Annotated in this window: 12 protein-coding genes; 11 read left to right on the forward strand and 1 reads right to left on the reverse strand. The window is 66.2% G+C overall.

Features of this window, described 5'->3' with window-relative positions; all coding sequences use genetic code 11:
• Positions 1-20 precede the first annotated feature (20 nt).
• From GOAMR_RS03125 to GOAMR_RS03175, 11 genes are read left to right on the forward strand one after another with little or no spacing between them, the layout of a single operon-like run.
• Positions 21-857, forward strand: coding sequence for a mycofactocin-coupled SDR family oxidoreductase (locus GOAMR_RS03125; protein ID WP_005182669.1), 837 nt, complete (start codon positions 21-23; stop codon positions 855-857).
• Positions 858-904: 47 nt separating this feature from the next.
• Positions 905-1,699: an MlaE family ABC transporter permease gene (locus GOAMR_RS03130; RefSeq protein ID WP_005182671.1), complete on the forward strand. Its 795-nt coding sequence runs from the start codon at positions 905-907 to the stop codon at positions 1,697-1,699.
• A gap of 10 nt (positions 1,700-1,709) precedes the next feature.
• Positions 1,710-2,573 (forward strand): MlaE family ABC transporter permease, encoded by an 864-nt coding sequence (locus GOAMR_RS03135; protein WP_005182673.1) that lies wholly within the window; start codon positions 1,710-1,712, stop codon positions 2,571-2,573.
• Positions 2,574-2,576: 3 nt separating this feature from the next.
• Positions 2,577-3,740: an MCE family protein gene (locus GOAMR_RS03140; RefSeq protein WP_040514194.1), complete on the forward strand. Its 1,164-nt coding sequence runs from the start codon at positions 2,577-2,579 to the stop codon at positions 3,738-3,740.
• Positions 3,737-4,780 (forward strand): MCE family protein, encoded by a 1,044-nt coding sequence (locus GOAMR_RS03145; RefSeq protein ID WP_005182676.1) that lies wholly within the window; start codon positions 3,737-3,739, stop codon positions 4,778-4,780. Before GOAMR_RS03140 ends, GOAMR_RS03145 begins: the two co-directional genes overlap by 4 nt.
• Complete coding sequence (locus GOAMR_RS03150; RefSeq protein ID WP_005182677.1) at positions 4,773-5,828, forward strand: MCE family protein; 1,056 nt, start codon at positions 4,773-4,775, stop codon at positions 5,826-5,828. Before GOAMR_RS03145 ends, GOAMR_RS03150 begins: the two co-directional genes overlap by 8 nt.
• On the forward strand, positions 5,825-7,069 hold the full coding sequence (locus GOAMR_RS03155) for an MCE family protein (protein ID WP_005182678.1): 1,245 nt from the start codon (positions 5,825-5,827) through the stop codon (positions 7,067-7,069). The genes GOAMR_RS03150 and GOAMR_RS03155 overlap by 4 nt, the downstream gene beginning before the upstream one ends.
• Positions 7,069-8,205, forward strand: coding sequence for an MCE family protein (locus GOAMR_RS03160; protein ID WP_005182679.1), 1,137 nt, complete (start codon positions 7,069-7,071; stop codon positions 8,203-8,205). The genes GOAMR_RS03155 and GOAMR_RS03160 overlap by 1 nt, the downstream gene beginning before the upstream one ends.
• Positions 8,202-9,623 carry an MCE family protein gene (locus tag GOAMR_RS03165; protein WP_005182680.1) on the forward strand — a complete coding sequence of 474 codons (1,422 nt, stop codon included), beginning with the start codon at positions 8,202-8,204 and terminating at the stop codon, positions 9,621-9,623. The genes GOAMR_RS03160 and GOAMR_RS03165 overlap by 4 nt, the downstream gene beginning before the upstream one ends.
• A gap of 34 nt (positions 9,624-9,657) precedes the next feature.
• A complete protein-coding gene (locus GOAMR_RS03170; RefSeq protein WP_005182682.1) occupies positions 9,658-10,515 on the forward strand; it encodes an Rv1363c family protein in 858 nt (285 codons plus the stop codon).
• Positions 10,512-11,132, forward strand: coding sequence for an Rv1363c family protein (locus GOAMR_RS03175; RefSeq protein WP_005182683.1), 621 nt, complete (start codon positions 10,512-10,514; stop codon positions 11,130-11,132). Before GOAMR_RS03170 ends, GOAMR_RS03175 begins: the two co-directional genes overlap by 4 nt.
• Positions 11,133-11,444: 312 nt before the next feature.
• Here GOAMR_RS03175 and GOAMR_RS03180 read toward each other — a convergent pair.
• A partial coding sequence (locus GOAMR_RS03180; protein WP_005182686.1) for a diflavin oxidoreductase occupies positions 11,445-12,738 on the reverse strand: 1,294 nt, incomplete at its 5' end.

Consider the following 12,738-nt stretch of genomic DNA (forward strand, 5'->3'; position numbering starts at 1 on the left):
GTAGGCACACAGGAGGATTCATGACTGGACGGGTAGCGGACAAGGTTGCCTTCATCACCGGCGCGGGCCGTGGGCAGGGACGTGCGCATGCGGTCCGGCTGGCGCAGGAGGGCGCCGACATCATCGCGATCGACGTGTGTGCGCCGATCGACGGGGTGCCGTTCGACCTGTCGAGCGAGGAAGACCTGGCCGAGACCGCGGAACTGGTCAAGGCGCAGGACCGCCGGGTGGTCACCGCCAAGGTCGATGTCCGCGACCTCGACGGCCTGACCGAGGCCGTCAAATCGGGTGTCGAGCAGCTCGGCCGCCTGGACATCGTGGTGGCCAACGCCGGAATCGCCACCGGTGGAGCGAGTCTCGGAGACATGGACTCCAAGACCTGGCAGGACATGATCGATGTCAACCTCACCGGCGTCTGGCACACCGCCAAGGTGGCGATCCCGCACATCGTCGCGGGTGGCCGGGGCGGGTCGATCGTGCTCACCAGCTCGGTGGGTGGCCTCAAGTCGTACCCGTTCTGCGGGCACTACGTGGCGGCCAAGCACGGAGTCATCGGCATCATGCGGACCTTGGCACTTGAGCTGGCGCAGAGCAACATCCGGGTCAACTCGGTGCACCCCACACAGGTCAACACCGCGATGATCATGAACGAGGCCACCTACAAGATGTTCCGGCCCGACCTCGAACACCCCGGACCCGACGACTTCGCGCCGCTGTCGCAGATGATGAACACCTTGCCGGTGCCGTGGGTGGAACCCGAGGACATCGCCAACGCCGCGCTGTTCCTGGCCTCCGACGAGTCCCGGTACATCACCGGTGTCACCCTCCCCGTCGACGCCGGCGCCTGCCTCAAGTAGCGCACCGCGAACACGACCGAGACAACCACCGCTGCAAGGGGAGAGGTATGAGCACCAACACCGCATCGAGGCGGGGCGGCATCGTCGCCCGGTACTCGTCGGGGCCTCTCAAGGCGATCGGCGGGTTGTTCCTGATGACCGCCGACGCCGTCCGGTTCGCCTTCCGCAGGCCGTTCCAGACCAGGGAGTTCATCGAACAGTCCTGGTTCGTGGCCCGGGTGTCGCTGATCCCGACGGTGCTGGTGGCCATCCCGTTCACCGTGCTGGTCAGCTTCACCCTCAACATCCTGCTGCGTGAGCTCGGCGCCGCCGACCTCAGCGGTGCGGGTGCCGCGTTCGGCGCCGTCACCCAGGTGGGGCCGATGGTGACCGTGCTCATCGTGGCCGGTGCCGGCGCCACCGCGATGTGCGCCGACCTGGGCTCGCGCACCATCCGCGAGGAGATCGACGCGATGGAGGTACTCGGCATCAACCCGGTGCAGCGCCTGGTCACCCCCCGGGTGCTGGCATCGGGTCTGGTGGCGGTGCTGCTCAACAGCCTGGTGTGCATGATCGGCATCGGTGGTGGCTATGTGTTCTCCGTGTTCGTGCAGGGGGTGAACCCGGGCGCCTTCGCGGCAGGGATCACCCTGCTCACCGGCGTTCAGGAGGTGATCATCTCCTCGGTGAAGGCCCTGTCGTTCGGGCTGATCGCGGGGATCGTGGCCTGCTATCGCGGGCTGATCGTCACCGGGGGCGCCAAATCGGTCGGCAATGCCGTCAACGAGACCGTCGTGTACGCGTTCATCGCGCTGTTCGTGGTGAACGTCGTGATCACCGCCGTCGGCGTGCAACTGGGATAGGAAATCGACCATGGCTGTCATCCCGTCGCAGATCCCGAGTGTCCGGTTCCCACGTCTGGCACGTGAGGTCCGCAGGCCCGTCGGAATGCTCGGGCGCCTCGGCGATCACGCGATCTTCTACGCCAGGGCGCTGCGCAGCGTGCCGCACGCGGCCGTGCATCACCGGCGCGAAACGATCCGTCTCATCGCCGAGACCAGCATGGGTGCCGGCAATCTGGCGCTCATCGGCGGCACCGTGGTGATCGTCGGATTCCTGACCCTGGCCACGGGAAGCACCCTTGCGGTGCAGGGCTACAGTTCGCTCGGCGACATCGGCATCGAAGCCCTCACCGGATTCCTGTCGGCGTTCATCAACGTGCGGATCGCCGCGCCGGTGGTGGTGGGGATCGGTCTGGCCGCCACGTTCGGAGCCGGTGCGACAGCGCAATTGGGCGCGATGCGCATCAACGAGGAGATCGACGCCCTCGAATCGCTGGGGATCAACCCGATCTCGTACGTGGTGGGCACCCGGATCGCCGCCGGCATGATCGTGATCGCGCCGCTGTACGCGATCGCGCTCATCGCCTCGTTCGCCGCCTGCCAGTTCACCACGGTGGTGCTGCTCGGTCAGTCCTCGGGACTGTACGCACACTACTTCTCCACCTTCCTCAACCCGACCGACCTGGTGTGGTCGTTCGTGCAGGCCTTTGTGATGGCATTGGCGATCCTGTTGATCCACACCTACTTCGGCTTCTACGCGAGCGGCGGACCGTCGGGCGTGGGGGTGGCCGTGGGGGACGCGGTCCGAACCTCCCTGGTCGCGGTGGTCACCGTGACTCTGCTTGTGGCCCTGGCGATCTACGGGTCCAACGGAAACTTCAACCTGTCGGGCTAGGGTATGCGGACAAGTAATGACGTGATACGGCCGCTGGCCGGGCTGGGCATGGTCGTGGTGGTCATCGCCCTGGTGGCCACCGCCATCGCCATGTTCACCGGCGCCACCTCCCGCACCGACACCGTCACGGTCCAGGCACCGCGGGCGGGTCTGGTGATGGACGTCGACGCCAAGGTGCAACTGCGGGGCGTCACCGTCGGACGCGTCGCCGCCATCCGGTACGACAACGACGACACCGCCACCATCAAGCTGGCGATGGAACCCGATCAACTGGAAAGGATCCCGGCGAACGTGGGCGTGAGTATCGCCGCGCCCACCGTGTTCGGGGCGAAAAGCGTTGAGCTGGTGATGCCGTCGCAGCCGTCGGGCAGCCATCTGCGGGCGGGACAACACCTGTCGGCACGCGACGTGGCGGTCGAGGTGAACACGGTCTTCCAGGATCTGACCGAGGTGCTGGCACAGATCCGGCCCGCCGAGCTCAACTCCGCGCTCAGCGCCATCGCGACCGGCCTGAACGGCCACGGCGACGCCCTCGGGCAGACCCTGGTGGACATGAACACCTTTCTGGGACGGGTCAATTCGCAGCTCCCCTCGCTGCGGGCGCTGCTTCGGCAGACACCGGACGTGATGAAGGTGTACGCCGACTCCAGCCTTCCGTTGCTGAATATCATGCGCAACACCAGCACTGTCAGCGACGCGGTGGTGACCGACCAGCAGAAACTGGACGCGTTCCTCACCAGCGTGATCGGGCTGTCGGACACGGGCAAGAAGGTGCTCGGCGACAACGGATCGGCCCTGGCCAAGGTACTGCGCCTGCTGGTGCCCACCACAGCCCTCACCGACGAATACAGCGAGGCGCTCAACTGCTCGCTCGAAGGTTTCGCGGATCTGGCGGTATCACCGCCCGCGGACGTGCCCGGTCTCGGGCTGTCGGCCAACTTCCTGTGGGGTATCGAACCGTACAACATGAACGACCTCCCGAAGGTGGGTGCCAAGGGCGGCCCGCAATGCATGGGAATGCCGATCAAATATCAGCAGCGCTCACCCTTCCTGATCGCCGACACCGGCGCCGACAAGTTCCACACCGGACGGAAGTCGTTGCAGCTCAACACCGAAAGCCTGCACCAGATGCTGTTCGGTCCCATCACGGACGGAGCGCCGCGATGAAATCCCAGTCGAGAAGGAGGCGATTCGACGCGACCACCGTCAAGTTCACCGCGTTCGTGACGGTGATGCTGGTGCTGGGCGCCTTCCTGTTCCTGGTGTTCAGCGACAAACGCTCGGGCGATGTGACCCGCTACCGTGCGGTCTTCGCCGACGCCTCCGGCCTCGTCTCCGGAGACACCGTGCGCATCGCCGGCGTGCGGGTGGGCACCGTCCGCGACGTCACCCTCGACGACAACAACCAGGTGCACGTGAGTTTCGACGTGGACAAGGCGCTGCCGGTGCCGGCCGATTCGGGTGCCGCCGTGCGCTACCTGAACCTCGTCGGCGACCGCTACCTGGAGATCACCGAGGGCAAGGGGCCATCCCTCATGCGTTCGGGCGCACAGATCCCGATGGAGCGGACCACCCCCGCGCTCGACCTCGACGTGCTGCTCGGCGGCCTCAAGCCGGTGATCGCCGGACTCGAACCGAAACAGGTCAACGCCCTCAGCGGCGCCGTCCTCGACGTCTTCCAGGGACAGACCACCACCGTGTCGACCCTGTTCCAGGGCAGCTCGTCACTGCTGAACACCCTCGGCGACAACATCGGTGTCATCGAGCAGGTCATCGAGCAGCTCAAAACCGTGATGGTGACCCTCAACAAGGACGGCAAGAGGTTCGGCGAGACCATCGACCGGCTCGACGGGCTGATCGGAAAGCTGGCCGCACAACGTGATCCGATCGGCAACGCGATCGCCTCGCTCGACAACGGCACCGCCACCGTGGCAAACCTGCTCACCCAGGCCCGCCCGACGCTCGCGGCGAACGTCGATCAACTCTCGCGCCTGGCCCCGAATCTGAACAAGAGCAAGGACACCCTCGACAAGTCCCTGGGCCGGGCGCCGGAGAACTTCCGCAAACTCGTCCGCACGGGCACCTACGGCAACTTCATCCAGTACTACGTATGCGCGGTGACGGTCCGGGTATCCGATCCGACGGGCAAGGTCCTCACGCTGCCGTGGATCGAGCAGACGCACGGAAGGTGCGCCGACAATGCATAGATATCGCGGCAGTGGCCTCGTCCGGGCGGGCCTCATCGGCCTGACCCTGCTCATCCTCACCGTGCTGGCCGGACTCAACACGGCCAAGGTGGGCGCCTGGTTCACCAGCATGACCTACCAGGCGGACTTCGAGGAGGCCGGTGGACTCACCGCCGGCGCCGACGTGATGGTGTCGGGCGTGCGGGTGGGCACGGTGTCCGAGGTCGAACTCCACGACGGGCTGGCCAGGGTCCATTTCACCGTCGACACCGACACCCGGCTCGGCCGTGACACCGCGGTGCAGATCCGTACCGGATCGCTGCTGGGACAACGCCTGGTCACCGTCGAACCGAAAGGTGCGGGAACGTTGCTCCCGTCGGACGTGATCCCGGTGACCCGCACCGCGTCCCCGTACTCGCTGAACGAGGCCGTCGACGACCTCACCACCAACGCCACCGACATCGACACCAAGCAGCTCAACGCATCGCTGGAGGTGCTCACCGACACGATGACCGCCATCAGTCCCGACCTCGGACCCACCCTCGACGCGCTCACCGACGTCTCGCGCGGCATCAACTCCCGCAACGACTCACTGCGTCAACTGCTGTCGGCCACGAGCGACATCACCGGGGTGATCGGTCAACGCGCGCAGAAGGTCAACACGTTGATCCTCAACGCGAATTCGCTGCTCGGGGTGCTGGTGCAGCGGCGCGAGCAGATCTCGTCGCTGCTGGTGAACGTGACAGCCGTCGCGAAACAACTCACCGGCCTGGTGGCCGACAACGAGAAGCAACTGGCACCCACACTGACACAACTCAATTCGGTGCTGGCCATGCTGGAGAAGAACCGTGACAACATCAGCAAGGCGCTGCCGCTGTTCGTGAAGGTCAGCACCACCCAGGGCGAGGCGGTCTCGGGCGGACCCTTCTACCAGGCGTACGTGGCCAACCTGATGCCCGGTCCGCTGTTCCAGCCGTTCATCGACCGCGCGTTCGGACTCAAACCGGAGGCCAAGATTCCCGGACTCGGTGGGGGCATTCCGTTGCCGGGGAATCGGGGTGGACGATGAGAAGGCGCATCATCGCGGCGGTGATCACCGCACTGCTGGCGATCGGGATCTTCACCGTGGCGTCGCTGGGCTACCGCGAGATCACCGGACCGCACTCGCTGACCGCCGTATTCCCCAAGACCACAGGTATTTACGTCGGCGACGACGTCCGGGTGGCCGGGGTCAAGGTGGGTACCATCACCGGAATCCACCCGCAGGGCACCACGGTGCGGATGACGATGGACATCGATCGCGGCGTCAAGGTGCCCACCGGGGCGAAAGCCGTGATCATCGCCCAGAATCTGGTGGCCAACCGCTACGTGCAACTCACGCCGTCCTATCGCGGCACGGGCACGACCCTGGCGGACGGCGCGATCATCCCCCTCGGGCGGACCGAGATTCCGGTGGAATGGGACGAGATCAAGAAGCAACTGACCCGTCTGGCCACCGATCTCGGCCCCGACGAGAAGGACGCGGCGAGAAACCCGGACAGCGTGGTGGGCCGATTCATCGGGGCAGCCGCCGACACCCTCGACGGCAACGGCGAATCCATGAGCAGCGCCCTGCGCGAACTCACCGACCTGTCCCGGCTGCTCGGCGAGAACACCGGCAACATCACCACCACCATCTCCAACCTGTCGCTCTTGGTGAAGGCGGTCAGCAGCAGCAGCGAGCAGATCACCTCCTTCGAACACCGGCTCGCCACCGTCAGCTCCGTCCTCGACGGCAGCCGCACCGACATCGACTCCGCCCTGACCACACTCGCCCGGGCGGTGGCCGATGTGCGCAGGTTTGTGGTGGCCAACCGTGACGGCGCCTCCGAACAGGTACGCAGACTCGCCGCGGTCACCCAGAACCTGGTGGACAGCGACGATTCGATCGAGCAACTGCTGCACGCGTTCCCCAACAACCTGTCGAACTTCTACAACATCTACAGCCCGGACACCGGAACCCAGGCCGGGGTGTTCGTGGTCAACAACTTCTCCAACCCGATCCAGTTCGTGTGCTCGTCGATCGCGAGCATCGAGAACCTGACGGCCGCCGAGGGAGCCGCGAAATGCCGCAAGTATCTCGGCCCGATCCTGTCGATGCTGAGCTTCAACTACCTGCCGTTCCCGCTGAACCCGGTGCTCGGACCGGACCCGGAGAACGTCATCTACAGCGAGAAGCGGCTGATCCCCGGCAACAGCGATTCCGGCGGGTCCACCAAGCCGGCCAAGTCGCGGCGCGAGCTGCTCCTGCCCGGACAGGGAGGCCGGTGATGCGGCGGCGGCACACCCGGGCGACGGCGCTCGGCGCGGCTCTGGTGAGCGTGACCCTGCTGGTCGGCGGCTGCCAGTGGGACGGCGTCAACTCACTGCCGCTGCCCGGCACCGTCGGCAACTCCTCGGACGACTACTCCATCACCGTCGAGGTGGCCAATGTCGGCACCCTGTCCCAGAATTCGCCGGTCTTCATCAACGACGTCGAGGTCGGCAGCATCGGCGAGATGCGGGTGCGCAACTGGCACGCGCAGGTCACCGTCAACCTCAAGAACGGCACCGTGGTGCCCGGCAACGCCGTCGCCAAGGTGGGACAGACCAGCCTGCTCGGGTCGATGCACATCGCGCTCGACCCGCCGGCCGGTGAGAAACCCACCGGGGCGCTGCCCGCGGGATCGGTGATCACCCTGGACCGGTCGTCGTCGTATCCGTCCACCGAGCAGACCCTGGCGGCGGTGTCGTCGGTGATCAACGGCGGCGGGCTCGGGCAGCTCGGTGAGATCGTCAAGTCGATGAACTCGGGGCTGGTGGGGCGCGAGAGCGACATCCGCCAACTGCTCGGCAGGTTGTCGAGGTTCGTGCGGACGCTGAACCGCCAGCGCGGCGACCTGGTGACGCTGATGCGGGAAACACAAAGACTGAGCAACACTTTCGCCGATCAGGATGAGGTGATCACCACGGCGCTGCGTAAGATCCCGCCGGCGCTGGCCGTGCTCGACGAACAGGCCCCCAAACTCACCACCGCGATGACCAAGCTGAAAGGGTTCAGCGACACCGCTACCGGCGTCATCGACGAGGTACAGGCCGACCTGCTGACCAACCTGCGGCATCTGGAACCGACACTCAAATCGATCGCCGACGTCGGACCGAAGATCGGGGACGCCGTCGCGTACGGGCTGGTGTACCCCTACGGGCAGCGCACCATCGACCGCGCCGTTCGCGGCGACTACATCAACCTGCACGCCACCGTCGACCTGACCGTGCCGCGGCTCAAGAAGGAACTGCTGCTCGGCACGCCGTTCGGCGACCCGAACGAAACCATCGCCTTCGCCCCCGGCGATCCGGGCTACAAGAGCAAGCCGACGCACAATCCGCTGTTTTTCCCGATCCAGCGGTCCAAGCGAGGTGGGCGATGATCCTGTCGAGATTCGTCAAGATCCAGCTCGCCGTGTTCGTGGTGCTGGCACTGGTCGCGAGCTGGCTGATGGTGTTCTCCTACATGCAGATTCAGACCCAGGCCGGTATCGGCCGGATCACCGTCACGATGGAGGCGCCGCGCACCGGTGGTCTCTACAGGTTCGCCAACGTCAGCTACCGCGGCGTGGACGTGGGACGCGTGTCCGAGGTGAAGCTGACAGATGACGGGGTGGCCGCCACCCTGTCGATCGAAGGTGACCGCAAGATCCCGAAGAACCTGCGCGCCAACATCCGCAGCATGTCGGCGATGGGTGAGCTGTATGTCGACCTGGTACCCGACACCGACAGCGGGCCATACCTGCGGGACGGGGAGCGGATCGCGGCGGACCGGGTGGATGTGCCCGAACCCGTCGCGCCGATGCTGGAGAAACTGAACGGCCTGGTCTCCAGCATTCCGAAGGACGACCTGTTCACCCTGGTCGACGAACTGAACAAGGGGATGGGCGGCCGTGGCTACGACCTGCAGTCCCTGATCAACTCGACGTCGACGCTGGCGTCGGGGCTCAAAGGCAACGGTGACGACACGGCGACGCTGCTGCGCGATTCGGTGCCGCTGGTGCGGTCACAGACCGACAGTCTCGATGCGATCAGAGAATGGGCATCGGGCCTCGACGGAGTCAGCGAACAGCTCTCGACCAATGTGCCGCAAATCCGGGACCTGATGTCCGCCGGACCGGGATTCGCCGACGAGGTGAACAAGACACTCGACTCGGTGAAACTGACGCTGCCGGTGCTGCTGTCGAATGTCACCAGCCTCGGGCAGCTCGCCGTCACCTACAACGCGGGTCTCGAACAGATCCTGGTGCTGCTGCCGGCGTCGATCGCGATGATCCAGACCGTGCAGCCCAACCGCAACGGAACACAATGGGGGCTGGGCACTTTCCGCATCAGCGGGGTGTCGGAGCCGCCTGCGTGCACCGTCGGGTTCCTCGATCCGTCGCAGTGGCGGCCGATGGAGGACACCACCACCATCGACACCCCCGACGGCCTGTACTGCAAACTGCCGCAGAACAGTCCGATCGGCCTGCGTGGGGTGCGCAACTTCCCGTGCCAGAACAAGCCCGGCAAACGCGCCCCCACCGCCGCGATGTGCAACAGCGACGAGGAGTACAAGCCGCTGGCCAACAGCCAGCCACTGTTCGGGAAGTACCCGAAGGACCCGAACCTGCTCAAGCAGGGGATCAGGCCGTCGTCGTACGGCAAGACCCCGGCAACCTCGAGTGCTTCACCGACGGTGGCGACTGCAACCTACAACCCGAGTGACGGCAGTTATGTGGGATCCGACGGAAACGTCTATCGCCAAACCGAACTCACCGGTAAGAGTCCCACGACGTGGCAGGCGATGATGCCGCGATGACCAGCACACGAAGCGATCGACCGAGGGAGTGCTCATGACCCGAACGCTGACGGGAACACTGACAGCCGGCGAATCGGTGGACACCGATGTCGCCGAACTCGAACTGGCGCAGGCCCAGGCCGCTGTCGCCGAGGCGGAGGCGGCGGCCGCCCGGGCGCGGGCCGAGGTAGCCCGGGCGCGCGCCAGAGCCGCCCGTGGCCGGGGCCCCGAACCGGCCGCCGCTGAGGTGGTTCCGGACGTTGAGGCGAAAGAGTCTGGGGCCGAGAGTGATACATCGATCGACAGCGCCGGGGTGGCTGAGCCGGAACCGGAACCTGTCGCCGAGTCAGTCGGGTCTGGCCCGGATGCCGCACCGGAAGTCAGGGAATCAGGGCGGCTACGACCGATTCTCGGTGGTGTGCTCCGGCGCCCGACCAGGCGGGGCATTGCGCTCACCGTCATCCTGCTGATCAGCGCCGCCGCCCTCGCGGGAGCGGCCGGCATCGGGTGGCAGCATCACCAGGCGGGCGAGGACACCGCGCGGACGCGGACGTTCGTCGACGCGGCCGAACTCGGGGTCGTGGCCATCACCTCCCTCGACTATCGCAACGCCGAACGCGACGTGAAGCGGATCGTGGAACGCTCGACCGGCGAGTTCGCCAAAGACTTCACCGACAGGTCCAAGGACTTCACGTCGGTGATCCAGAAATCACAGGTCACCACCAAGGGCAAGGTCACCGGGGCCGCCCTCGAATCGATCCAGGGTGACACCGCGACGGTCCTGGTGGCGGCGACGTCCGAGGTCACCAACGCGGCCGGAGCCAAACAGGAACCGCGCACCTGGCGGCTGCGGGTGTCGGTGACCGATGTCAATGGAACAGTCAAGGTTTCGAAGGTGGATTTTGTGCCATGACCCTCACAGACGAGACTCGCCCCGACACCGTGGACGATGCGGCCGACGACGTGGAGAACGCCGGAACTGTGGAGAGCGCCGTTCCGGACGCTGAGAGCGACGGCAAGACCGGCCCAGGATGGCGTTCCAGGCTGCGGCGGAACCTGACATTGCTCGTGGCGGCGGTGGTGATGGTCGCGGCAGTGGCGACGGCGGTGACCATGTACTTCACCGTCCATCAGGACGATCAGGCCACGGACGCCGCGGCCCGCAAGGACGTGGTCGCCGCCGCGAACGCGGGGACCACGGCACTGCTGTCGTACGCACCCAAGACGCTCGATGCCGATCTGGCGAAGGGACGCACCCACCTGACCGGCCAATTCCTCACCTACTACCGGGAATTCACCGACAAGGTGGTCAAGCCCGCCGCGCAGGAGAACCAGATCACCACCCGCGCCGTCGTGAGCCGGGCCGCGGTGGAGAAGATGTCGCCCGATGCGGCCACGGTGCTGGTGTTCGTGAACCAGTCGACCACCTCCAAGGACAAGCCGGAGGCCGAACTGACGTCGAGCAGTGTCCGGGTCGGGTTGCAGCGTGCGGGTGGGCGGTGGCTTATCTCCGCGTTTGATCCGGTGTGAGTTCGAGGTGGAGGCGTCAGGTGGCGAAAGGTTGGTGGTTGGTCTCGGGGGCAGGTTGTGGGGTCCCAAGTGGGTGCCAAGTGGGCTCCAAGGGGGTGGGCGCACGGTGTGGGCATGAACCTCGCACTCCTGTCCTGTCCGGCGGTGCAGATCGCGCGTCGCCTCGTGGTGATCGCCGCCACCTGCACCCTCATGCTCCTCGCCGCCTACCAGCCGACCCTGCTCCCATGACCTTCCCGCGTCGACAACGTCGTCCCGCTTATCGGATACCGCGATAACCGATAAGCGGGACGAGGTTTGTGACGCGGGAGGTCAGTAGACGTCGCGGACGTAGCGTTTCTCGGCGGCGAGGGCCTTGACGTAGGCTTCGGCGCTCTTGGGGGAGAGTTTGCCGTGCTGGGCGACGATGCCCTTGAGGGTGCGGTCGACGTCCTTGGCCATGCGGGAGGCGTCGCCGCAGACGTAGACGTGGGCGCCGTCGTGGAGCCAGCGGTACAGTTCGGCGCCGTGTTCCTCCATGCGGTGCTGGACGTAGATCTTGCGGTCCTGGTCGCGGGAGAACGCGACGTCGAGGCGGGTGAGCAGGCCGTCGGACAGCATCGAGGTGAGCTCGTCGCGGTAGTAGAAGTCGGTGGCCGAGACCTGTTCCCCGAAGAACAGCCAGTTGCGGCCGCCGTGTCCGAGGGCCTGGCGTTCGTGCAGGAATCCGCGGAACGGGGCGATGCCGGTGCCGGGGCCGATCATGATCATCGGGGTGTCGGGATCGGTCGGTGGCCCGAAATTGGCGGCATGGGTGACGAACACCCCGATGTCCTGGGTGTCGTCGGCGTGGTCGGCCAGGAACGTCGAACACACGCCGCCGCGTGGCTTGCCCCGATGGTCGTAGCGGACCGTCGACACCGTCAGCTGCACCTCATCGGGCCGCTCCTTCGGGCTCGACGAGATCGAATACTGGCGCGGAGTGAGAGATTTGAGCACGTCCACCCACTCCTCGGGCGATGCCTCGACGGGATACTCGGCGAGCACGTCGACGGGCTGGCGGCCCCACGCCCAGTCGTTCAGCTTCTGCTTGTTGCCTGGCGCGGCGAGGGCGTGCAGTTCGTCCGAGCCGTTGCGGTCGGCGGCGAAGCGCACGAAATCTGCCGAGATCTTGGCGAACTCGAGACGTTCGCGCAGGGCGCGGCGGAAGGTCATGTCGTCGCCCCACACATTCACGGGTTCGCCGCCGGACAGGCCGGTGACGTCGAGCCATTCGTCGATGAGGCCGTGATTGTTGAGCGGCCACACCCCGAGCGCGTCGCCGGTGGTGTACGGCAGGATGTCCGACGGCAGGTGGAAGGCGAAGTTGCGCACGTCCTTCGCCGAACCCTCGGCATTGAGGCGTACATTGCGGGTCAGCGTGGTGACGTACGGGTTCTTCCGGGAGAACGACCCGGTACGGATCGACGGCGCCGCCGACGAGTCGGCGGGTTCGCTGACCACGACCACCCGGTCGGCGGGCGCCTCCGGTGCGGGCGGGTGGTGGTGGCTCATCGCCTTGATGACGTTGTCGAGCCAGCCGCCGGCGGTGTCCTCGTAATCCGGTTCGCAGCTCGCGCGTTCGGTG

The organism is Gordonia amarae NBRC 15530 (genome assembly GCF_000241345.1).
GTDB classification, from domain to species: Bacteria; Actinomycetota; Actinomycetes; order Mycobacteriales; family Mycobacteriaceae; genus Gordonia; species Gordonia amarae.

Coding starts and splice junctions, on each gene's coding strand:
- GOAMR_RS03175 (WP_005182683.1), top strand. CDS start 10,512: ATGACCCTCACAGACGAGACTCGCCCCGACACCGTGGACGATGCGGCC.
- GOAMR_RS03165 (WP_005182680.1), top strand. CDS start 8,202: ATGATCCTGTCGAGATTCGTCAAGATCCAGCTCGCCGTGTTCGTGGTG.
- GOAMR_RS03150 (WP_005182677.1), top strand. CDS start 4,773: ATGCATAGATATCGCGGCAGTGGCCTCGTCCGGGCGGGCCTCATCGGC.
- GOAMR_RS03125 (WP_005182669.1), top strand. CDS start 21: ATGACTGGACGGGTAGCGGACAAGGTTGCCTTCATCACCGGCGCGGGC.
- GOAMR_RS03155 (WP_005182678.1), top strand. CDS start 5,825: ATGAGAAGGCGCATCATCGCGGCGGTGATCACCGCACTGCTGGCGATC.
- GOAMR_RS03160 (WP_005182679.1), top strand. CDS start 7,069: ATGCGGCGGCGGCACACCCGGGCGACGGCGCTCGGCGCGGCTCTGGTG.
- GOAMR_RS03140 (WP_040514194.1), top strand. CDS start 2,577: ATGCGGACAAGTAATGACGTGATACGGCCGCTGGCCGGGCTGGGCATG.
- GOAMR_RS03170 (WP_005182682.1), top strand. CDS start 9,658: ATGACCCGAACGCTGACGGGAACACTGACAGCCGGCGAATCGGTGGAC.
- GOAMR_RS03145 (WP_005182676.1), top strand. CDS start 3,737: ATGAAATCCCAGTCGAGAAGGAGGCGATTCGACGCGACCACCGTCAAG.
- GOAMR_RS03130 (WP_005182671.1), top strand. CDS start 905: ATGAGCACCAACACCGCATCGAGGCGGGGCGGCATCGTCGCCCGGTAC.
- GOAMR_RS03135 (WP_005182673.1), top strand. CDS start 1,710: ATGGCTGTCATCCCGTCGCAGATCCCGAGTGTCCGGTTCCCACGTCTG.